General features: G+C 62.9%; 23 protein-coding genes, 1 pseudogene and 1 riboswitch. All 24 genes and pseudogenes read right to left on the bottom strand.

The window, feature by feature from the left end:
• Positions 1–5: 5 nt before the first annotated feature.
• Positions 6–749, bottom strand: coding sequence for a FliH/SctL family protein (locus FO488_RS18150; protein WP_149211850.1), 744 nt, complete (start codon positions 747–749; stop codon positions 6–8).
• A complete protein-coding gene (gene fliG / locus FO488_RS18155; RefSeq protein ID WP_149211851.1) occupies positions 736–1,728 on the bottom strand; it encodes a flagellar motor switch protein FliG in 993 nt (330 codons plus the stop codon). Before fliG ends, FO488_RS18150 begins: the two co-directional genes overlap by 14 nt.
• 42 nt (positions 1,729–1,770) lie before the next feature.
• Complete coding sequence (gene fliF / locus FO488_RS18160; protein ID WP_149211852.1) at positions 1,771–3,354, bottom strand: flagellar basal-body MS-ring/collar protein FliF; 1,584 nt, start codon at positions 3,352–3,354, stop codon at positions 1,771–1,773.
• A gap of 86 nt (positions 3,355–3,440) precedes the next feature.
• Entirely contained in the window at positions 3,441–3,743 is a 303-nt protein-coding gene (gene fliE, locus FO488_RS18165; RefSeq protein ID WP_149211853.1) for a flagellar hook-basal body complex protein FliE, read from the bottom strand.
• 61 nt (positions 3,744–3,804) lie between these two features.
• Positions 3,805–4,242, bottom strand: a complete 438-nt coding sequence (gene flgC, locus FO488_RS18170; protein ID WP_149211854.1) for a flagellar basal body rod protein FlgC — start codon at positions 4,240–4,242, stop codon at positions 3,805–3,807.
• A complete protein-coding gene (gene flgB, locus FO488_RS18175) occupies positions 4,242–4,664 on the bottom strand; it encodes a flagellar basal body rod protein FlgB (protein WP_149211855.1) in 423 nt (140 codons plus the stop codon). Before flgB ends, flgC begins: the two co-directional genes overlap by 1 nt.
• Positions 4,665–4,874: 210 nt before the next feature.
• Entirely contained in the window at positions 4,875–7,001 is a 2,127-nt protein-coding gene (locus FO488_RS18180; RefSeq protein WP_149211856.1) for a tetratricopeptide repeat protein, read from the bottom strand.
• Positions 7,002–7,030: 29 nt separating this feature from the next.
• Positions 7,031–8,125 (bottom strand): response regulator transcription factor, encoded by a 1,095-nt coding sequence (locus tag FO488_RS18185; RefSeq protein WP_149211857.1) that lies wholly within the window; start codon positions 8,123–8,125, stop codon positions 7,031–7,033.
• A gap of 70 nt (positions 8,126–8,195) precedes the next feature.
• On the bottom strand, positions 8,196–8,702 hold the full coding sequence (locus tag FO488_RS18190; protein ID WP_149211858.1) for a chemotaxis protein CheX: 507 nt from the start codon (positions 8,700–8,702) through the stop codon (positions 8,196–8,198).
• Complete coding sequence (locus FO488_RS18195; protein WP_149211859.1) at positions 8,699–9,064, bottom strand: response regulator; 366 nt, start codon at positions 9,062–9,064, stop codon at positions 8,699–8,701. The genes FO488_RS18190 and FO488_RS18195 overlap by 4 nt, the downstream gene beginning before the upstream one ends.
• A 221-nt stretch (positions 9,065–9,285) precedes the next feature.
• Positions 9,286–9,366: riboswitch (cyclic di-GMP riboswitch) on the bottom strand.
• A 119-nt stretch (positions 9,367–9,485) separates the two neighbouring features.
• Positions 9,486–10,894 (bottom strand): annotated as a pseudogene (locus tag FO488_RS18200) (phosphoglucomutase/phosphomannomutase family protein).
• A 29-nt stretch (positions 10,895–10,923) separates the two neighbouring features.
• Positions 10,924–11,196, bottom strand: coding sequence for an EscU/YscU/HrcU family type III secretion system export apparatus switch protein (locus FO488_RS18205; RefSeq protein WP_149211860.1), 273 nt, complete (start codon positions 11,194–11,196; stop codon positions 10,924–10,926).
• Positions 11,183–12,727 (bottom strand): flagellar hook-length control protein FliK, encoded by a 1,545-nt coding sequence (locus tag FO488_RS18210; RefSeq protein ID WP_149211861.1) that lies wholly within the window; start codon positions 12,725–12,727, stop codon positions 11,183–11,185. The genes FO488_RS18205 and FO488_RS18210 overlap by 14 nt, the downstream gene beginning before the upstream one ends.
• Positions 12,728–12,765: 38 nt before the next feature.
• Positions 12,766–13,431, bottom strand: coding sequence for a hypothetical protein (locus tag FO488_RS18215; RefSeq protein WP_149211862.1), 666 nt, complete (start codon positions 13,429–13,431; stop codon positions 12,766–12,768).
• 123 nt (positions 13,432–13,554) lie between these two features.
• A complete protein-coding gene (gene gspK, locus FO488_RS18220) occupies positions 13,555–14,478 on the bottom strand; it encodes a type II secretion system minor pseudopilin GspK (protein WP_149211863.1) in 924 nt (307 codons plus the stop codon).
• The gene (locus FO488_RS18225) at positions 14,475–15,110 is read right to left on the bottom strand and encodes a type II secretion system protein GspJ (RefSeq protein WP_149211864.1); all 636 of its coding nucleotides are present in this window, start codon (positions 15,108–15,110) and stop codon (positions 14,475–14,477) included. The genes gspK and FO488_RS18225 overlap by 4 nt, the downstream gene beginning before the upstream one ends.
• Complete coding sequence (gene gspI / locus FO488_RS18230) at positions 15,088–15,441, bottom strand: type II secretion system minor pseudopilin GspI (protein WP_149211865.1); 354 nt, start codon at positions 15,439–15,441, stop codon at positions 15,088–15,090. The genes FO488_RS18225 and gspI overlap by 23 nt, the downstream gene beginning before the upstream one ends.
• Positions 15,438–15,941: a prepilin-type N-terminal cleavage/methylation domain-containing protein gene (locus FO488_RS18235; protein ID WP_168206098.1), complete on the bottom strand. Its 504-nt coding sequence runs from the start codon at positions 15,939–15,941 to the stop codon at positions 15,438–15,440. Before FO488_RS18235 ends, gspI begins: the two co-directional genes overlap by 4 nt.
• A 166-nt stretch (positions 15,942–16,107) precedes the next feature.
• Positions 16,108–17,148, bottom strand: a complete 1,041-nt coding sequence (locus FO488_RS18240; protein ID WP_149211867.1) for a bifunctional UDP-4-keto-pentose/UDP-xylose synthase — start codon at positions 17,146–17,148, stop codon at positions 16,108–16,110.
• Positions 17,149–17,344: 196 nt separating this feature from the next.
• The gene (locus FO488_RS18245) at positions 17,345–18,247 is read right to left on the bottom strand and encodes a formyltransferase (protein ID WP_149211868.1); all 903 of its coding nucleotides are present in this window, start codon (positions 18,245–18,247) and stop codon (positions 17,345–17,347) included.
• Between the two features lie 66 nt (positions 18,248–18,313).
• The gene (locus tag FO488_RS18250; protein WP_149211869.1) at positions 18,314–19,279 is read right to left on the bottom strand and encodes a glycosyltransferase; all 966 of its coding nucleotides are present in this window, start codon (positions 19,277–19,279) and stop codon (positions 18,314–18,316) included.
• The gene (locus FO488_RS18255) at positions 19,269–20,423 is read right to left on the bottom strand and encodes a ribonuclease D (protein WP_149211870.1); all 1,155 of its coding nucleotides are present in this window, start codon (positions 20,421–20,423) and stop codon (positions 19,269–19,271) included. Before FO488_RS18255 ends, FO488_RS18250 begins: the two co-directional genes overlap by 11 nt.
• On the bottom strand, positions 20,420–21,490 hold the full coding sequence (gene mqnC, locus FO488_RS18260; protein WP_149211871.1) for a cyclic dehypoxanthinyl futalosine synthase: 1,071 nt from the start codon (positions 21,488–21,490) through the stop codon (positions 20,420–20,422). The genes FO488_RS18255 and mqnC overlap by 4 nt, the downstream gene beginning before the upstream one ends.
• Positions 21,487–21,888: a thioesterase family protein gene (locus FO488_RS18265; protein WP_149211872.1), complete on the bottom strand. Its 402-nt coding sequence runs from the start codon at positions 21,886–21,888 to the stop codon at positions 21,487–21,489. The genes mqnC and FO488_RS18265 overlap by 4 nt, the downstream gene beginning before the upstream one ends.
• Positions 21,889–21,890 lie beyond the last annotated feature (2 nt).

The following is a 21,890-nucleotide window of genomic DNA, read 5'->3' on the forward strand; positions in this document are numbered from 1 at the left end:
CGGCCTCAGGCGCCGGGAGCCGGGGCCTGGCTCCGCTCCTCGAGCAGCCGGCGGTAGATCTCGTCGAGCTGGCCATCGACGCTGGCATCGATAGTGCCCATCTCGGTGTCGATCAGGCAGTTGCCCGGCAAAACGGCAGCATCGGCCTTGAAGTTCATCCGGTCGCTCTTCAGCTCCTGCTGGAAAAAATCCCCATGGCCGCTGGTAATCATCGCATGATCGTCAGGGTGCAGGCGCACCGTGATCATGTCGCGCTCGGAGAGCCCGGCAATCGCCGTCTGGACCATATGTTCGAGGATGGAGCGGTCCGTCTTCACTTCCCGCAGGATCACCTTGCGGGCAACCATGACGATGAGCTTGAGGAGCTCTTCCTCCGACTCCCGCATGACCTTTTCCCGCAGATCGCGAATCCCCTCGGCCGCGGTCCTGAGCGAGCGGAAGACGTTGACCAGGCCGCGTTCGGCCAGGTTCTTTCCCTCCTGGAGGCCGCTGTTGAAGGCATCGCGAAGTTGCTGGTCCAGCTCTTCCTCGGTCAGGACCACCCCGGCGGGTTCCACAACCGCCGGAGCCGCCTCTTCCGGGGGCGGGGCGGCCTGTGCCCTGGTGATCTCCGACGAGTCGAAGATCCCCATGGGGATGAAGCCGGTCTCCTGGACGCCGCCGCTCGCCTGGCCGACCTGACCGAAGGCGTACTCGGTGACCACGATCCCTTCCGTTTGCGCGGATTTGAAGATCTTAGACGAGGACATCGTCTCCCCCGCGGCCGGCCAGCACGATCTTGCCTTCTTCCTCCATCTTGCGCACGACCTTGATGATCTCCGACTGGGCCTTGTCCACATCCGAGAGCCGCACCGGGCCCATGACCTCCAGGTCCTCCTTGATCATTTCCGCCGCGCGGCTGGAGATGTTCTTGAAGATCTTGTCCTTGACCTCGTCCGCGGACGTCTTCATGGCCAGGGTCAGGGTGTCGTTGGAAACCTCGCGCATGATCGCCTGGATGCTGCGGTCGTCCAGCTTGAAGATGTCTTCGAAGGTGAACAGGTGCTTGCGGATGATCTCGGCCAGGGGCGGGCTGAGCACGTCCAGCTTGTCGAGGATCTGCTTTTCCTTGCTCCGGTCGAAGTGGTTGAACATGTCCACGACCTTCTCGACACCGCCCACCTTGTAGCGCTGGACGCCACCCATGGACTTGATCTCCCGCCGGATGACGTCGTCGATCTCCTGGAGGATGTCCGGGGAGACCTGCTCCACGTCGGCAATCCGCAACACGACTTCGGCCTGCAACTCCTGGGGGAGCAGGCTGATGATCTCGCTGGTCTGTTTGGATTTCAGCTTGGCCAGGATGACCGCGACGGTCTGGGGATGTTCCTGGGACAGGAAGTTGGCGATACTCTTGGAATCCATGTTGCCCAGGATATCCACCAGGTCGCCGTAACTGGAGGCCTGCAGCTCCTCCATGAGCATATCGGCCTTGACCGGCCCCAGGGCCTTTTCCAGAATCTTGCGGACGAATTCCTCACCCTGGGAGAAGATCCCGGCCTCGGGGTTGATGACCTCGGTGAAGTCCTCCACCACCTGCATGATGGTGCTGCGCGGCACATGCCCCAGGTGGGCCATGCTCTTGCTGATCTTCTTTATCTCGTCGTCATCCATATGCTCGAACACCTTGCTGGTAACCTCGTTACCAAGGTAGAGCAGCAGGATGGCAGCTTTTTCAGACCCCGACATGGACCCCGTCATGAATGCACCCGTTCGTCTCTCTGCATGGTTTTAGTTGTTCTCTTCCCCCAACCAGTTCTGCAGTATCTGGGCGACCTGGTAGGGATCCTTTTTGGCGGTTTCGATGAGATTCTGCTGTTCGGCCACCTGCATGGCTATCTGGGCCTTTTCGGCGGACGAGAGCTTGTCGGGCACCTCGCCGATCGGCTCAAACGACTCGAACGCCGGCTGTTTTATCACCTTGAGCGATTTGAGCAGCGGCCTGATGACGAACAGGACCATGGCCAGGAAGGCCAGGCCGATCAGCAGGTTCTTGTAGAGCGCCATGAAGAAGGGGCTGCTCCACCAGGAGGACGTTTCGGCGGCGCCGGCATCGCCCATGTCCTGAAACGGGATGTTCTGGATGCTCAACTGGTCCCCCCGCTCGGCATTGAAACCGATGGCGCTCTTGACCAGGGCATCGATCTTCTGCAACTCGTCGGGCGAACGGGGGACGTATTTGGCCTTGGCCACCTGGCCGTCCTTGACGGCTGCGGGTGTCTCGTACTTGCCGTCCACCAGGACGGCAACGGACAACTTGCTCAAGGTCCCCACCGGCTCGATGGTCTTGGAGGTGGATCGGCTTACTTCGTAATTGAGGGTCTCGTCGTTCTTGGAGCCGCCGCCGGAAGCCGTAGCCGGTTTCGGGGCGGTTTTGCCCAGGTTGGTCTGGACGCCGGGGACCCCGGCGATGGCGGTGGTGGACGCGCCCTTCTCCTCGGTGCGCTGCTCGCTTCTGACGGCGATGGTCTCCGGGTCGAACTTCTCGTCAACCCGCTCCACCTGCTTGAAGTCGAAGGTTGCCGTGGCCCGCGCCACCGTCTTGCCCGATCCGACGATACGGTCCAGCAGCGATTGGATGCGCTCTTCCACGTTCTTCTCGTAGGCGCGCTGGGTATCCTGCATGGACGCGGTCATGCGGGCCGCCGGGTCGCTGCTCCCCCCCTTGCTGAGGATCTTGCCCCGGCTGTCCAGGACCGTGACATGTTCGGGGTCCATCCCTTCGATGGAAGAGGCGACCAGGTGTACCACCCCCTGGACCTCGTTGTCGCTCAGGGAACGGCTCGATTTCATCTTGAGCACGATGGAGGCGGTGGCGGGCTTTTCATTCTCCTTGAAGAGCGATTTCTCCGGCATCACCAGGTGGACGCGGGCCTGCTCCACGCCGGCGAGCTGGGAGATGGTACGGGAAAGCTCCCCCTGGAGGGCACGCTGGTAGTTGAGCTTCTGGACGAACTCGGTCATGCCGAAATTCTTGCGGTCGAAGATCTCGAAACCGACGCCGCCCCCCTGGGGCAATCCCTCGGACGCCAGGGAAAGCCGCATCTCGTAGACCTTTTCGGCCGGGACGAGGATTCCCTTGCCGTCCGCCGTGATCTGATACGGGGTCTTGGCGTCCTTCAGTTTTTTTACGATTTCCCCCGCGTCTTCCGCAGTCAGGTTGGTGAAGAGCGGCTTATAGTCGGTACGGTTGACGACAAAGATCAGCACGGCGAAGGCCAGCGCCGACAGCAGCGCAATGCCGGCGATGAGCATGCGCTTGCCGGGGGACAACGCCATGAAAGGCTCTATAAGTCTTTGGAATCCTTCGGGCATGTAGAACGCTAACATCCTTTCGGGTGCATATGGGAAACGGGGTCTCTCTGCAACTGCTGCTCCACGGCGAGTCGAGGGCTAACGCCCTATACCTGCATGCGCATCACTTCCTGGTAGGCCTCCACGGCCTTGTTGCGCACCTGGGCCAGAAACTGGAAGGAGATGCTGGCCTTTTCCATGGTGATCATGACCTCGTGGAGGTTTTTGTTCTCACCGGTGGCAAGCCCCTGGATGGCCTGGTCGGACTGGGTCTGCAGGTCATTGACCTTGGAGACGAGTTCGCTGAAAAATTTTCCGGCCCCTTCGGGCGCAGACGCCGATTTCACCCCGCTGGTCCCCGGGAATGCCGCACCGAGGCCGAGGCCGCTTTCTATACCTTTTACATCCACACGAAACCTCCCGAAGGTTCAACCCGCCACGCACATGGGGTGCGCAGGCCAGGCCGGAAAACTACTTGCTGATTTCAAGCGTCTTAAGGGCCATGCTCTTGGCTGCCTGAACAGCCGTCACGTTGGCCTCATAACTGCGGCTTGCGGTGATCATGTCGGCCATCTCCTCCACCACGTTCACGTTGGGCATGGCCACATACCCCTGGGCGTTGGCGTCGGGATGGCCGGGGTCGTACTGCATGCGCGGGGGATTCTGGTCCTCGACGATCTCGGAGACCTCCACCTGGCGGGTCTGTTGGCCGGCAGCACTGTTCAGAGCCCGGTTGAAACGGCTCTCCACGGGGGTCGCGGAAAAGACCGCATCCTTGCGCTTATAGGGGCCCCCCTCGGAAGTCCGGGTCGATGAGGCATTGGCCAGATTGCTGGAGATCAGGTTCATCCTGGTCCGCTCAGCCGTAAGGGCCGAGGAGCTGATATTCATGGAACTGAAAAAATCCATCAGTTACCTCCCTTGATCGCCGTACGCAGCCCCTCGAATTTCTTCGCGAGCATCTGGACCGAGGCGTTGTACATGATCTGGTTTTCCACCATTCTGCCCATCTCGTTCTCCAACTCCACCGCATTGCCGTCGTTGCCGGGGGTCTTGGCGGGGGTTTCCACAACCTGGCCGGTCACGGACTGGAGCCCCGTGCCGCCCCCCCGCAGCGGCAGATGCCGCGGATGGGTGATTGCCGGCGTTCCCCTGCTGCCGTTTTTGACCGCTTCCTGTAATTCCTGCTCGAAATCGAGCGATTTGGGGATGTAATTGGGGGTTTCCGCATTGGCGATATTGGACGAAATCAGGTTTTGGCTTTTGGTCCGCAGATCAATGCTTTTGCTCAGCACGTCAATCGTCGTGCCAAAAATTCCGGTAACCGGCATGCTGTAAACCTCCCTGACAGATCGCGAACGACTGGAATTTTTTGCAAAAAGCGTACCCAGCTTGCAGCCTACGGCAAAAGGGCGCCTGGCCTGCGGGAAATGCCATCTTTTATATCATCGTCAGGCAAAAGCCGCCATGCACAATTTTGTCACAATTCGTGTCGGTTTTTTGACTAGGTCTGATTCTTGACAGCCCCGGCACTTCGACGCCTACCGCTTGGCACTCCCCAGGTCCAACGACTCGATGGCCTGTTGCGCCAGCCTTTTCCAGTCATCGTCCTTGCCCTTTTTCACCACTTGCTCGAAATAGGAACGGGCAACCTGCTTCTTCCCCTCCTGGGCGGTGATCTCCCCCGCCTTGTAGAGAAATTCGTCGTTGCGCTCGTTATCGGGCAGCTTTATGCCGGCGTCAAGTATGCGCAGGGCCCCCTTGCGGTCTCCCGCCGCCAGGCGCGCCGAGGCCGCCACGTAGTAGGCGTCGGGCAGCAGGTGGACATCCTTCGCATCCCGGCCGGCAGCGGCAATATAGAGATCCATGGCCTTGCCGGCCTGGACGGTCCCCTTCTGTTCCCACAGGGAACGGCCGAGATAGTAGTAGCTCTCGCTCCTCTGGGCGTGCTCCTTCTTGTTGAGCAGCCACAACAGGGTGTCCCGGGCCTCCTGATATTTTCCCCCCAGGAAATACACCCCGCCCAAGCGCTCCAGCATGAGCCGCGCCCGGGGATGGGTGGGGTATTTGCGCAAAAAGCTGCGCAGGGTCTTCTCGGCCAGGACGCTGTCCCCCAGGAGATCCGCATTGGAAGCTATCTCCTCATAGAGATAGGGTGCATTGGCCCCCACCCATTGGTGGTCCAGGAGGGTACTGAAAAATTTGATCAATTCGATGGGCCGGCCCGCCTCGTCGTAGGCCTTGGCCACATTCGGGAGGAAATCGGGCGCCTCCATGCAGGCGGCCAGGTAGTCCTGGTGCTCCTCCACAAACCTGATCAGCCCCGGAGCGTCCTTGCCCCAGTTGTTTTCGTGGTACACCTGGGCAACCAGCACCTCCCGGATGGTCCGGCACACGGTGACATAGACCCCGCGCGGGAACCGCTTCTGGAACGAAACGACCTGCTGCAGGGCGTCGGACGCCTCACCATGAATGGCATGGAGCAGGACATGTTTGAACAGGGCCTCCTCGCGCATATCCACATCGCTGCTCTGGCGCGAGATGTTCAGGTAAAGATCGCTCAGGCGCTGGTAGTCCCACGGGGAGGTGCGGAGAAAATCGCGGTCGGCCAGACGCAACTGCGCCATCTGATTGGCCTTGTTGTCCGGGAAGTTGTCGGCAACCGTGCGGTAGATGGCCAGGGCTTCCCGGTCGTGCCCCTGGCGCGTCAGGATATCGGCCAGGCGCACCAGCAGGGTCGGGGCGTACTTCTTGTCGGCAAGCCGGGCGATCAGGCGGGCAAGGAGCACCCGGGCACCGGCCAGGTCTCCGCTGCGGGCGATACTGTCCCCGTAATAAAACGTGACGCTCGGATTGAAGGTCAGAAACGCCGGCCAGATCTTTTCGGCTTCGCGAAAGGCGGCCAGGGCCTGGGGGTACTTTTGCAGCTTGTACCACGTCTCGCCAAGCCGGTAGAGCGCCAGCGGCCTCACCGCGCTCTGCCGCCCGGCAAACTGGGTGAAGGCGTCCTCGGCTTCGGTCAGGGGCCCCTTGTAGAGCGCCGCCTCGGCCGCCATAAAGGCCTGCTGGTCGCTGTCGCTGAGGATATTCTTCAAAATCTGCCGGTCGGTCGGCACAAAGGGGATATCCGTTTTCAGCGGCGGATCGAAATCCCGCACCAGCTTCTCCACGCCGTTCCAGATTCTCTCACGGCCGGCAATGAACAGGCGGGGAGGCGCCGGGGTGAACTTCTTGCCCACATCCAGGGCAATGGCGCAGGTGCCGTCCACCGTCGCATCGCGCCATCCCGTCCCGGGAGCCGCCTGAAACGTAACCCGGAGGTCCGTCCCACGCCGGGAGAACAGCAAGCCGCCGATGCTGGTATCCGAATAGCGCCGATACTTGTGGAAAAGGGGGCCGTCCGTGTCCTGGAGCGTGAGCCGCAACCGGTTGCCGGGCAGCGACACGACGGAAAACTGCGGGTTGTCCTTGAGGCGCAGGATGATGCGGGTATACCCCTGCTTGGGACGGATATCGACCCGAAAGACCCGGTTGGGGATGGAGGCCTGGGCCGGCGCCGGAAGCAGCGCCGCAACGGCACAAACGGCCGCCAATGCCAGCGGCAGGGCCGCTTTCGCCACCATCACGCCGCGCGTCAGCGCACCTATGCCGTACCGATAAGACAACATACTGGCATCCCCCCGACCGTCACGGACCGTCACTGCACCGGCGGTTTGCAGAACCTGCGCACCTTGGCGACCAGTTCCTCTTCGCTGCAGGGCTTGATGATAATCTCCCGGGCTCCGTATTTCAATGCCTTCAGGACGGCCGTCCGGGTCCAGCGCTGAGCGCTCATGATGATCGGCGGCGGGGAGTTCTGGCGGATGGCATTGACCTTGATGCAGACCGCCAGCTCGTGGTCGTTCGCATCCTGCGAACCGATCAGCACCAGCCGCACGTTGCGGCCGGAGAAGAGCTCCTTGATGTCGGCATTGAGCGTCCCCTCAACCACTTGGTAACCGGTCACAGCAGCCGCCGTCACCATCTGGTGGCGTGCGTCGTTGTCATCCTCCAGCACCACGACGCTGTCGATCCCGGCCTCTGCCGAGCCGGGCTCCTCTTCGGGGGAGGGGGCGACCCCCTCGCCGGCCTTGGCTTGCGGCGGCACCGCGGCATCCCCCACCTCGGCGGGCGCGGGGGGCTCCTCCTCGACGGGGGGCGCGGGCGGTTCCTCGCTGGGAGGGTCGAACTGGTTGCCCAGGCCGACGGGGATGAGCACGTCCAGATAGTTCAACTCCTGGTCCGGCATCTCCAGCTTCGAGCGGAACATTAGGTAGTCGCCTTCGGGAAGCGGCTCGTTTTCGCTCAATTCATCGATTTCGGGGATGAACTTTTTGGGCGAAAGCAATTTCAGATGCACCTTGTTGGGAAGGCTGCCCTGAAAAACGGTGTTGAACGCCCCGTTGATCATATTGGCAATCTCGGCAAAGGCATCGATGTCATCGCTTTCGATGATGCAGAGACGCTTCTTCTCCTGGATGCGTGCCGGCGGGATACCCAGCAGGATGCTGCTCATCACGATGGCGTCGCGCAGGGAGAACAGCAGGTAAAACTGCCCGGTGTAGGCCTCCCGCGACTCGACGCCGATCACGAAGCAGGCATCCTCGAGGCCGCCGAAGTAGGAAGTCTTGCTGGTAGTGAGAGAATCAGAGAGGGCAATGGCGAGCTCCTGCCCCAAAAGCATGCCGCTTTCCTCACCAGCCTGCTTCAGGGCAGAGGCCAACATCTCATGTAGCGTGGTATATCCATCCATCAGAGGCTATCTTCCGGTTCGCGATCAAGCATTGGGCCGCAACGGTTACGCCTGCGCCCGCAAAGCGTTGTCAGTCTTCTTTCTTGAGGGTGAGCCCGACGAGAAACCTGTTGTCGTTGACTTTGAACGGGATAACGACACAGTCGATGTCGGAGAGTGAATTGACGGTATAATCTTCGCCGGAAATAACCGTGGGGATCGAGAGCTTGACGTCCATCCCTCCCTTGGAAAGCACCTGCTTTACGCTTCCCCCCAGCATATTGGCTATTTCACCGATGGCGTCGTTCAAGTCCTCGTTGGCCTCCTCGCATTCCATGCCCAGCATGCTGGAGGTGATCTGCAGGGCCAGGGCGACCGGGCAGTGGATGGAGATCACCCCCGAATAGATGCCCGCAAACCCCACCATACCGGTGATGCTGCATTGAAAGCGATGAATCGGGTCCTTGAGGGGATAGTCGTCCTCCGGGTCCATCATGACCATGGTGGAGAAGACGTCCTTGGTGGCATCGATGACGTACCGGGCAAGCTGCTCTTCCGTAAACCTGGCAGTGCCGGCGATGTCGGCGTTAAGGCTCATATCAGCCCCCCCAGTTTTTCCTGCAACTGCTCGGGCGTAAAGGGCTTTTTGATGCTGTCGCTGGCACCGCTCGCGATGGCTTCCTTGAGGATCTCTTCGCCCCCCTCCGTGGTGATCATGACGATCGGGACGGTGTTGCCGTTGGCCCTGACCTGCTTGATGAACTCCAGGCCGTCCATGTTGGGCATATTGATGTCGGAGAGGATCAGCGTAACCGGCTTGCCGGAGGCCAGCACGCTCAGCCCTTCAATGCCGTCGCCGGCCTCGTATATTTCATCGACCGCCAAGCCGGCCTGCCGAAGCGAACGCGAAATGATCTTGCGCATTGTGGAAGAATCGTCAACGATGAGTATATTCGCCATGCCAGTAATCCTCCTCTTTCAAGTATCCCGTTGGGCTTAGAAATTACGTGAATGTGCACGTGGGAACTTAATACCATAAAAACGATAAAATTCATCCAAATTTTATCATGTTTCTAATCTTGGAAATGGGGTTGCGGCATTCCGCGGCGGCAGGACGTGCACAATGAAGAAAGCCTACCCAGATAACCGCAGTAGGCTCTTCATCATGAACCGAGAACCGATCTTATAACCCCTCTTTCCAAGACAGTATTGGACAGGTGGCTTTGCGTCACACGGTTGCCCATGCTTTGCCCTCTGATGGCCGATTTGCAATTGTGGTTCACTGATATAAAAAATAATCTGGCGATATGTCAAGTTATTAATTTTATATCGTATATTTTTTCCGCGTCGCGCGCAGGGCGTTCGGGCCGGCGGTTGTGCCTCAAATCGCCGCCAGGACCTCCGCCGCACGCAGCAACCGGTCCACCTGTTCCCGGGTCCCGGCCTCGCTGTAGAGCCGCAGGACCGGTTCGGTGCCCGAAGGACGGATCAGGAGCCAGTCGCCGTTCTCGAAGATGAACTTGAAACCGTCGCTGAAGTTGGCGGTGGCCACCCGACGGCCGTCGATCTCGGCCGGCGGGGCCGATTTCAGGCGGGCAATGAGCCGTTCCTTGGCGTCGTTCCCGATACGCCGGTCGATCCGGCGATAGGAGAAGTGCCCGATCTCCTCCATGGTTTCGTCAAGCAGCTGGCGCAAACCTTTGCCGCTGACCGCCATGGCCTCCAGAAGCAAGAGCCCGAGCAGGATGCCGTCCCGTTCCGGGATGTGTCCCTTGACGCCCAGGCCGCCCGACTCCTCGCCACCCATGAGGATATCCTCCGCCAGCATCAGCTCGCAGATATGCTTGAAGCCGATGGGGGTTTCAAACAGCGGCAGGTCGTATTTCCGAGCCAGCAGGTCCACCATGCGGGTCGTGGAAACGGTCTTGACCACGCCGCCCCGCAACTGTTTGTGCTCGATGAGATGGCGCAGGATAACGGTAAAGATGCAGTGGGACGAGAAGAAATCGCCGTTTTCGTCCACCGCCCCGATCCGGTCGGCGTCACCGTCCAAAGCCAGCCCGACCCGGTATGCCCCCCCTTGAGGAGCGCCGAGAGTTCCGCGAGATGTTCGCCGATCGGCTCGGGAGGCTGCCCCCCGAAGGAAGGATTCTCGCTGTTGTGGATCTCGTGGACCCCGGCCAGCAGGCGGGGGAGAAAACCCGACCCGGCGCCGTACATCGGATCGACCACGACCGGGATGCCGGCCCTGGCGATCAGTTCCAGGTCTACGTAGCGGCCGATCTGGCGGAAATACCCCTCGCAGGGGTCGAATATCTCGATGAGCCCCTTCTCCAGGGCCTCGTCGAAGGGGATAGCCACCACGCGGCGATCGTTGGCCGCATTGAAGGCAACGATCTCCTCCAGCACCTTCGTGGTGGCGGGGCGGGCCGAGCCGCCGAATGCCTCCTTGACCTTGAACCCATTGTATTCCGGCGGGTTGTGGCTCGCCGTGATCATGACGCCCCCTGCGGCACCCGACTCGCGAACCGCCCACGACACGGCCGGCGTGGGCGCATAGCCGTCGGTCAGGCGGACCCGGATGCCGTTTCCGGCCGCCACCTCGGCCACGCGCCGGGCGAAATCGCGGGAAAGAAAACGCCGGTCATAACCGATTACCAGCCCTTTGTCGCCCAAGCCGTCGCGGTTGAGATAATCCATGGTGGCCTGGGCCACCAGGGACAGGTTGTCGAAGGTGAAATCACGGGCAATGACCCCGCGCCAGCCGTCGGTGCCGAATTTGATCTGCATGTTTCCTCCTCGGTATGAAAAACTATCTTTCACTGCCGTTCCTGCTCGATTCCGTACAGCCACACCAGCACCTCGGCCACGGCGCGGTACAATTCCGGCGGGATGAACGCATCGGTGTCCACCTGCATCAGCAGGTTGACCAATTCCGGCGACTCATGGACATAGACCCCCGCTTCGCGCGCGCAGGCGATGATCGCCTCGGCCATCACCCCCTTGCCCCTGGCGACGACCACCGGGGCGTAATAGCCCTGCTTGTAGGTCAGGGCTGCAGCGCGGCGCTCTTCGTCCTTACGGGATTTCATGGGTCACGCCGATCTCCGAGGGGGTAAGCCCGGACGCCTCAAGCTGTTCGGCAAGGCGCGGTATGCCGGCCGTCAGAAACTCCGCAGAGTCCGGCAGCGCGGCGTTCAGCTCGATGCTCACCCTGGTGCCGTCGAGCTTCAGGCTGGCCGTGACCTGCCCCAGTTTCGGCATCTCCAGGGTGAGCGACGTTTCCCAGGAGCGCGTCTGTTCTCCGGACTCGTTGCGGTGCGCTTCCCGCTCCCGCACCGACCACTCCAGTTGCTGGCCCGGCATCAGATCTCCGCGGAAGAGGACCTGCCCGCTCTGCAGCGCCGCCAATTGCTCCTTGACCACCGGCAGGGCCTGTTGGTCCACGACCCCCTCATGGGCCATGGCGGTGCCGGCCTTCTTGAGCGCAGCCTCCATGGCCTCCATGGCGCCACCCTTCAACCCGGCCAGCCCCATGTCGGGCGCCGCCGGGTTGCCCGCCTCCGGCCCGGGCGGGCGGTGGAGAGAGGACAACCGTCCCTGGGGCTCCCGCAAAATGTCCTCCAGAGGATAGTCGCCGCCGAACCAGCGCGCCAGGTGGGATTCGTAAAACAGGCCCCCTTCCCGCAACCCCTGCTGCAAAAGCCGGCTCACCCGGGAGGCATCGCTCGGTGGTTCGGAGAGCAGGGTTCTCAAAATTCCCAGGGTTTCCCGGGCCGCCATCTGCTCGCCCGCGGCGCCGAGAAAACCGCTCAGCCACCTGCCGGTTTCGCTGACCCGCGCATCGCCGGGCTTGCCGAAGCGGGTCATCAGGAAGGTGGGCTGCGGATCGTCGGCGACGAAGAAGAGTGTCACCATGTCGCCCCGTTTGATTCCCTTGGGCAGCATGAATTCCATGGCCTGGCCGGCCACCTGCACCATGAAGCGCCCCCCGCCCAGGGAGGTCATGATCTCGCCTTTCACCTGCTGGCCCGGGAAAAGACCGGCACCGGCGGCCTGCTGGTTGATGGCCTCGAGGAGCGCCAGGCGGTTCCCCTTGATCAGCGCCTGGAGCAGTTTGGCCATGTCGTCGCTGAGGACGATGCCGCTGCCGGGCTGCAGGGAGGGCTGCGGGTTCAGCACGGCGGCCGCGCCCGCCTGGGATGCGCCCCCCGGTTGGGCCGGCTGCTGGTCCACGGCCGGGCGGCCGCGCGCCACCGTCTGGTAGGTGATGGCCTCGTCCTGAATGGCGGTAAAGGCCGGGGAGTCCGGCGGCAGGCTTTTCAACACCGTGTTCAACCGCTCCAGCACGTACATCTGCTGCGCCGACGCGCCCCCTTCGCTGTGCTCCAGGGCGCTCAGCCACCGGCCCGCCTCGCTGAGGGAACTGGGAACCCCGGCGGCGGCCCGTTGCAGCGCGAACAGCGGCCGGGGGTCGGAGGTGATGAAGGTCAGGCGGAGGATGTCCCCGGTCTGGACCGCCCGGGGAATCATCAGTTCCAAGGACGTCCCCGCGAGCTGGACGAACACCCGGCCGCCGGGCAGGGTGCCGAGCACCGCGGCATCGACCTCTTCCCCCGGCATGAGGGGGAGCGGGGTTACCGGTTGGTTGGCCGCCTCGGTCAGGTCGAAACGGGAATTGCGGGCGACATTCTGGAGGATCTGGGCCGCATTGGCCTCGAAGGACGACAGGCGGGCCTGTTCGGGGACCGCCCCCTGTCCGGCGGTCGGTGCCCCCCTTGCTGCCCGGCGCGCCCCTGCTGGAGCGGGACATCCGGCAGAAGGGTGGGCGCTGCGTCACCCTCGCGGGCCGCCCCGTAGGTGAGCGCCTCGTCCATCAGATTGGCCAGGACGCCCGCCTCCCCCGGCGAACGCCGCAGCATGTCGCTGATGCTCAGAAGCGAGGCCCGAAGATTCGGATCGACGATCTCCTCGCTGCCGACCAGGAGGCTCAGCAGCCGGGACGCATCCGAGAGGCTGACCGGCGGGGCGGCGACGCCCTGGCGGGCCACGGCGAAGGTCGAGCGCGGCTCCCCGGCAACGAAGGTCATCTCCAGGGTCTGCCCCGAACGGACCGTCATGGGCAGCGCCAGGTTGAAGCGTTCCGTGCCGATCCGCACCTGGGTCAGGTTGTTCGGCAGCGTCGTCAGCACCTCGGCGCTCACCTGCTGGCCCGGGACGAAGCTGACCCGCGCCCCCGCCTCCTGCTCGGCGCTGACGAACGAGAGGTTGGAGGCCTGGGAGAGCAGGTTGTACACCTGGCTTTGGATGTCAGTCGGTATGGCCATGGGCTCCTGGAGCGGCAATCGCCGTACTCGGGTTGACGACGCAAGGGACAAGCGGCATCCCCGCCGGCACCGGAAGGGCTGGGGCGCAGGGTGCAGCAGGCGCGGCAGTGCGGCCGGCCGGCATCAGAACTCCTGCCACGAGAGGATCTCCGTCGTGCCGTCCACGTTGACCACGGCCTCGACGGTGCGGGCCGCCTCCTTGACGAATCCCTTGGCCGTGATCCTGAATACCTTACCCTGGACCTTCCCGGTCTTGGCCAGGGACGCGGCCAACCGGCTGTCAACCCGGGACAGCTCACCGATGGCCTTGAATGGCGTCAGGCGCCGTTCCTCCATGATCCGCTCCGCCACGCTCGCGGTGATGCTGCTGTCCAGCGCCATGAGCACCTCTTTGGGCGCGGTGTTCACGTTGACGGCCACGCTGGTGCCGAGGCCCCCGGCCTTGTTGGGATAGACGGTCACGAACGGTTTGAGCTTGTTGACCACGTCCGCCGTGAAGCCCTTGACCAGCGACAGTTCGTTCACCGTCGCCAGACTGCCGTTGCGCGCCGCGTAGGACGGGCTCAGGCTCTTGTAGTAGGTGGTCTCGGCGCCGCCCGAGCGGGGCACGTCGTCGTTGTCCAGCCAGTCCGCCAGGGCGTTCCACGCGCTTTCCGGGATGTCCAGTTGCGCACCCAGCCGTTTCAGGACCGCCAGGGTGTCGTCGTTGATCACGTTGTTCGACTGGACCAGCGCGTTGAGGTTGATCTTGCCGCTCTCCTCGGTGGTGATGATCTCGATGCGCCCGATCTCGTCATCCATTTTGAACGGCAGGGCCCAGGTGTCCGACAGCGAGGTGTAGCTTTGTTTCGCCAGCAGCGTCTTGAGCAGGGCCATGCCGCCATAGGCGCTCGATTCCGCCAGGATCGAGGCCTGCTGGCCGTCGCGGAAGCTGCGGTTGAGCGACGTGTCCACGTATACCTGGTGGATCAGTTCCACGGCGGCGGCCACCATCAGGGCGGTGACCACCAGGGTCAGGACCAGGGCAAAGCCCTTTTCGCCTCTCACGTGCCACCCACCCGGGGGGCCGTATAGACGGTAAACGCCACCAGCGCCCCCTCTTCCTCCACCTGGACCGTGATGCGCACCAGTTTCGGCAGTTTGCCGTTCAGGGTCGTGTCCCAACTCTTCACCCAGGTGGTGCCGCCGTCGCTGCTGCATTCCACCAGGAAGGAGCTGATCCGTTCCATCTGCGGGTAGGCGGGCACCGTGGTGGCCGTGTCCAGCAGGACGTCCTGTTCCTTGCGGGTCAGGAGCAGGCGCTGGTTCTCCTGTTCCACCATGCGGTACTGGACGTCGATGGTGCCCGATTCCTTCTGGGCCGTGCTCAGGGTGGAGGGGGGCGCCAGGGTGGTCAGTTCCAGGTTGGAGGCGGGACGGCCGAAGCTGTCCCGGTCTTCGACGATGAATTTGAGTTTCTTGTCCGTGCTCTTGTAGAGGGCGGAGCCGATCTCCCGCCGCAGGAGGTCCAGGGTGTTCCCCAGTTCGCGCCGCGCCTCCATGCCCTCCGCCGAGCGCTCCCGGGCACGCAGCACCGTGAAGTAGCTCCCGTAGAGGGCGGCGGTGAGGATGCCCAGCAGGACCACGGCGATCAGCACTTCCAGGAGGGTGAAGCCCTTATTGCGTGAGATAGCACTCAAGCGCCACCTCCCGTTTGTCGCCGGTCCGCCATACCCGCACCACCAGTTTCTGGAGCACGGACAGGTCGGTGGCCGTGACTTCGGCCCGCCAGGAGAGTTCCGGGTGGGCCGGGGCCAGGGTCCCTTCGCTCTTCTCGGAGAGCGTCTGCCCCTGGCTTTTCTGTTGCAGCAGTTCTGCCATCTTGGCCCGCGCCAGAAGCGTCAGGGCGGTGCTGTCCCGTTCGTTGGTAATGATCGTCAGGTGGTAGTTGACCGCCCCCAGCACCGTCAGGATGACGCTGGCCATGATGGCCAGGGCCACCATTACCTCCAGCAGGGTAAATCCTCTCATAGTGCGTCTTCCTGGTAGCCTTGGTAAATCTTGACCTTGCCGCTGGAGGGGAAGCCCATGACCGTCCAGAAAGCGCCGCCCGCCGAGCGCAGGTGGATGGTGACGAAATCGCGCAGGCCGCCGGCGCCGATGTCGAGCCGCACCTGGCCGTCGTTCAGTTTGCCCAGGCGCGGGATGACCACGTCCGCCACCACCACACCTTCCTTGGTGGGGCGTTGTTGCAGGAAGGGGTCGGTCGGCTCCATTTCGCTCCCGTCGCCCGCCGCCTGCAGGACCTTGACCGTGTCCGTGCCCGGCTCCAGGCGCAGGTAGTAGACGATCCCGGTGGTGGCCGCCCGGTCCTGGAGGTAGCGCAGCGTCGAGGCCAGGGTCCGCGCCGAGGTTTTCAGATCCTCGCCCTCCGTAGTGGGCAGGCGCGGGATCACCAGCGCCATCACCATGCCGATGACCGCCAGCACCACCACCAGCTCCAACAGCGTGAAACCCCGACGGTCGGACACCTTACTGCTCGCCTGCCACGGAGACACAGAGGCACAGAGGTTTCACCGGATTCATTTCTGCATTAACGATACGTAAAGCATGATGTTTCATGTTTGTATTCCAGGCGCCCCACCATACGTATTGTTTTTATCTCCGCGTCTTCGTGGCTCTGTGGCAATTTTGGAGTTACAGAAATTCCGACAGTTTCTCCCGCTCGTCCACCAGGTAGAATTCCAGGGTCTTGCGCAGGGCCTCGTCGGCGCTCGTCACCGGCTCCCATCCCAGGCATTCCTTGGCGCGCCGGATGGAGGGAACGCGGGTCAGCATATCCTGGTACCCCTTGCCGTAGAACTGGTCGGAGGAGGTCTCGACGATGCGGCATTTCTCGGCCTTTTCCCGGTAGAGCGGGAATTCGGCCACCATGTCGCGCAGTTTGTGGGCCAGCTCCTTGACGGACAGGTCGTTGGCCGGGTTGCCGATGTTGAAGATCTTGCCGTCGGCGCAGCCGTCCTTGTTCTCGATGATCCGCATCAGGGCGTCGATGCCGTCTTCGATAAAGGTGAAGGAGCGGCGCTGGTTGCCGCCGTCCACCAGCTGGATCGGCTCTTCGGCCAGGATGTCGTACAAAAACTGGGTCAGGACCCGGGAACTTCCCTCTTTGGCGGTATGGATGCTGTCCAGCTTGGGGCCGATCCAGTTGAAGGGGCGGAACAGGGTGAAGCGGAGCCCCTCGTGCATGCCATAGGCGTAGATCACCCGGTCGAGCATCTGCTTGGCGCAGGAGTAGATCCAGCGTTCCTTGGCAATCGGTCCCAGCATGAGGGGCGAATTGTCCTCATCGAACTCCCGGTCGGGGGACATGCCGTACACCTCTGAGGTGGAGGGGAAGATGACCCGTTTCTTGTACTTGTGGCACAGCCTGATGATCTTGAGGTTTTCCTCGAAATCCAGCTCGAAGACGCGCAGCGGGTCCTTGACGTAGGTCACCGGCGTGGCGATGGCGACCAGCGGCAGCACCACGTCGCATTTCTTGATGTTGTACTCGATCCACTCCTTGTTGATGGTGATGTCCCCCTCCAGGAAATGGAAGCGGGGGGCGCCCAGGGAACGCTCAAGCTTGTCGCAGGCCATGTCCAGGCCGTGGACCTCCCAGTCGGTGGTGGTGAGAATGCGGTGGGTCAGAGCGTTGCCGATGAAACCGTTAACGCCGAGGATCAATACTTTCATGCTCTTTTTCTCCTTAAGAGGTTGTTGAAAAACAGCCATCTCGCTGCCGTCCTCGAAAGGCCCTTCGTGCGGCGTAGCGTCCGGCCTTCGCAGCCAAAGCTGCTTCGGCGGAGTAGGCCTGCTACGCCTCCTCGGGTCTTCCTGCGGGTGCGGCGATCTGACTATTTTTGAACAACCTGAGTTATTCAACAGTCTGTTATGTAAACTGCCGTGCATCCGTGATAAATTCCGTTGCGGACATCTCGTCCCCGTTCTCCGCCTGGAGCGACCGGATCTCCAGCAACCCTGCGCCGGTGCCGACCAGAAGCGGGCGGTGCGACACGATGCGCCCCGGCTCTCCGGTTCCTTCGACCGGCCAGGCGGACCAGATGATCACCTTTTCGCCGGCCAGGTGGCTGAACGCGCCGGGGTAGGGATGGGCTACGCCCCGGATCAGGTTATAGATGCGCACGGCGCTTTGCTGCCAGTCGATCCGGCCGTCGGCGGGCTTGCGGCCGCCGAAGTAGCTCCCCTCTGCCAGGTTCATGGGACGGCACGCCGCCCTCCCCTCCCTGAGCAGCGGCCAGGCGCGGGCCATGACCGCCGCCGCCGCATCGGTAATCTTGTTGAAGACATCGAAGGCCGTATCGGTGAAGGCGATCTCCACCCGCTCCTGGTCCACGATGGCCCCGGCGTCGGGCTTCTCCACCATATGGTGCAGGGTCGCCCCGGTTTCGCTCTCGCCGTTGATCACCGCCCAGTTGACCGGCACCCGGCCGCGGTACTTGGGGAGGTACGAGCCGTGCAGGTTGAACGCCCCCCGCTTCGGGATCTCCAGCACCGCCGGTTTGATCATGGTGCGGTAGTAGAAGGAGAAGAGGAAATCCGGCCCGATGGCCCGCACCCGCTCCACGTTCTCCGGGAGGGAGATGTCCGTGGTCAGGTACGGGATGCCGTGGCGCTCCGCCAGTTCCCGCACCGACTTGAACCAGATCTCCTCCGTGGGGGAGTCCTCGTGGGTGAAGATCAGGGCGATATCCGCCCCCTGGCGCACCAGTTCCTCTATACAACGATAGCCTACATTATGGTAGGCGCAGATTATCAGTTTGTCAGCTTGCACCGTTTTTCCTCTATTGCGGCGGGTTGCGCCGGATTGTGGGACCGGCCGGGGCCGGCGGCCGCCGTATCAGAGTCCGGCCTGTTCTTCAAAGCCGTAGGTCCGCCGCACCACGTATCGGGGCCGTTTGCGCACCTCCTGATAGATCCGGCCCACGTATTCGCCCACGATGCCGATGCCGAAGATGATGATGCCGATGAAGAAGAACAGGATGGCGAACAGGGTGAAGACCCCCTCCACCTCCGCCCCGACGATGAAGCGCCGCACCAGCAGGAACAGGGCAAAGACCAGGGAGAAGAGGGCGGTGCTGATGCCGAACAGCGCGAAGATCTGCAGCGGCACCACCGAAAAGCCGGTCATCAGGTCGAAATTGAGCCTGATGAGCCGGTAGAACGAATACTTGCTCTCCCCCTCCATCCGCTCGGCATGCCCCACCTCGATCTCCGTCGGGTTGGAGGCGAAGGTCTGGGCCAGGGCCGGGATAAAGGTGGTGGATTCACGGCAGCGGTTGATATTGTCCACCACGTAACGGTGGTAGGCCCGCAGCATGCAGCCGTAATCCTGCATCTGCATGCCGGTGATCCGGTTGGTGGTGATGTTCACGATGCGCGAAGCGAACTTTCTGAAGAAGGAATCCTGGCGTTTCTGGCGGATGGTGCCGACCACGTCGTGCCCTTTTTCGATCTCCGCCACCAGGCGCGGGATCTCCTCGGGGGGGTTCTGCAGGTCGGCGTCCAGGGTGATGACGATCTCTCCCCGGGACATCTCGAAAGCCGCCAGGATGGCCATGTGCTGGCCAAAGTTGCCGTTGAACTCGATGACCTTGACCCCCGGATACTGCTGCACCATCCGGCGCAGGATCTCCAGGGAGCGGTCACGGGAGCCGTCGTTGGTGAAGATGACCTCGAAGGGCCTGCCGACGCCCTGGACCGCCGGATAGAGGCGCTCCATCAGGGGGGCGAGATTGCCCTCCTCGTTATAGACCGGCACGACGATACTTAGGTAGGGTTGTTCCGTGCGTGTTTCATTGTCCATCAGCTTCAAGCACCTCGATCAATTCTTTTCCGTAGAGCCCTTTTTGCCACTCCCGCATCCCGGCGATCACGTCCAGGCCGGCGAGCGAAACGGGGTTCATATCCGCCGCCGCCTCCAGAAGCCAGTTGGGAGCGATCACCCCCGGCTCCAGCCCCAGGGCCGCACTCGACTGCTCACGCCACGACTTGAGCCGCTTGAGCCGCTCCTTGGCCCCCTCGCCGGGGTCTTCCTTCCGCGTGCGCGGAAACCGGGGCAGACGCTCCTCGGGCAGTTCCAGGGCGGCGGCAACAGCCGCCAGCAGGGCCGTGCCATGGCGATGGAGCTGCTTGGGGGTCATCCCCTTGATGCCCGAAAGTTCGCTCAACGAGCGGGGCTTCTTCTCCGCCGCCTCCAGGAGCGTCTCGGCCGACATCACCTTGAAGGGGGGACGGTCCATCTGCTGCGCCTGGCGGTCGCGGTAGCGCAAAAGCTCCTCCAGGGTCGCCAGGCTGCGCCCTTTGAGCTTTCCCGCCCCCTTGCAGGAGAGGAACAGCGGCCCCTCCTTTTCGCTCACCCGGGCCCGGCAGACCAGGGCGCACTCCTCCTCCTGCCAGGCAAGACGGCCTTTCCCGGCCAGCTCGCCGTGCAGTTGGTCATACAGGGGGAGCAGATCGGAGGTATCGGCCGAGGCATAGGCGCACATCTCCGGGCTGAGCGGCCGCTGGCTCCAGTCCGCCTTCTGGTATTTCTTGTCCAGCTCGATGCCGAAGCGCGCCCTGAGCAGCGCGGCGAGGCCGAACTCGTTGATGCCCAGAAAGCGTGCCGCGATCATGGTGTCGAACAGGTTTCCCACTTCGATGCCGAAATCCCGGTGCAGGGAACGGATATCGTAATCCGCGCCATGCATCACGATCAGGATGGCGGGGCTGCCCAGGGGCGCGGCCAGGGGGGACAGGTCCTCCACGGCCAGCGGGTCGATCAGCCAGCTTTCGTTCCGGGTCGAGACCTGGATCAGGCAGACCTTCTCCCGATAGTGATGGAGCGAATCCATCTCCAGGTCCACGGCCAATTCATGGTGCCGGCAGAGGTGGTCTGCCAGTTCTTTCAGGCGTGCTGCGGTAGTGACGATTTCGCACGTTCCGGCCTGCCGGTTTGCATGTGTCAAGCCGGAAACTCCTTTACGATGTGGTAGGTGGTGGTGCGCTGGGCGGCGCGGAAGCCGGCCCCGCGGATAAGGTCGATCATCTCTTCCCGGGACATGCGGAAGCTGCAACCGGCTGCGGCAACGACGTTTTCTTCCAGCATGGTCCCCCCCAGGTCGTTGGCCCCGAAGAAGAGGGCGACCTGCGCCATCTTGGCCCCCTGGGTGACCCAGCTGGCCTGGATGTTGGGGATATTGTCCAGCACGATGCGGGCCAGGGCCAGCACCTTCAGGTACTCGACCCCGGTGGCGGTATCGCCCCCCAGCTCCGTATTCCCCGGCTGATAGGTCCAGGGGATGAAGGCGGTGAACGAGCCGCCCCGGTCCTGGATCTCCCGCACCCGGAACAGGTGCTCGACGATGTCTTCCGGCTTCTCGCGGCTGCCGAACATCATGGTGGCCGTGGTCGGCATGCCGAGCCCCGCGGCCCGGGACATGACCTCCGCCCACTGGCGCCAGCCGATCTTGTTGGGCGAGATGGCGCCGCGGACCTCGTCCACCAGGATTTCGGCCCCGCCGCCGGGTATGGAATCCAGGCCGGCCCGGTGGAGCCGCCCGAGGGTCTCGTCCAGCGACAGCCCCGAACTCTTTGCGATGCTGACCACCTCGGCCGGGGAGAGGGAATGGTTCTGCACCGAGGGGAACCGGGACTTGATCTCGCGGAACAACTGCTCGAAAAAGCCGATCTTCAGGTCCGGGTTGAGCCCCCCCTGCATGAGGAGTTGCGTCCCCTCCAGCCTTACCAGTTCCTCGATCTTGGCGAAGATTTCCTCCTGGGTGAGCACGTAGGCGTCCGCCGCGCCGCCATCGCGGTAGAATGCGCAAAAGGCGCATTTCGAGGTGCAGATGTTGGTGTAATTGACGTTGCGGTCCACCACAAACGTCACCACCCCTTCCGGGTGGAGCGTGCGGCGTATCCTGTCGGCGCGGCTTCCCAGTTCCAGCAGTTCGGCGCTTTCCAGCAGCCGCACCGCCTCCTCGCGCTCCATGCGCCGCCCAGGGGCGGTATCCGTGGTTTGTTGCATCATCATTGCCCCTGCACCGCCCCCTCTTCCAGCACGCGCCTGACCTCGTCGGGAAGCCGCCGCGCCCGGCGTTCCGGGCTGATGCAGGCAAGCGTGACCACCGCCTCCGCCAGGACCCTGCCGTCCGACGGCCGCACCGCTTGTTGCCTGACGATGAAGGACGCGCCGCCGACCCGCTCCGGGCGGGTAACGATGGACAGCAGGTCGTCGTGCAGCGCAGACGCCTTGAAGTCGATCTCCATCCTGATCACCGGGAAAACGAAACCGGCCGTGGCGAGTTCCGCCACTCCCAGGCCGCGCTCCCGGAAATATTCCGTCCTGGCCCGTTCGAAGAATTTAAGGTAGCTGGCATGGTAGACCACGCCGGCGGCATCCGTGTCTTCATAGTAGATGCGAACGTCCATGT

Source organism: Geobacter sp. FeAm09 (assembly GCF_008330225.1).
Taxonomy (GTDB): Bacteria; Desulfobacterota; Desulfuromonadia; order Geobacterales; family Pseudopelobacteraceae; genus Oryzomonas.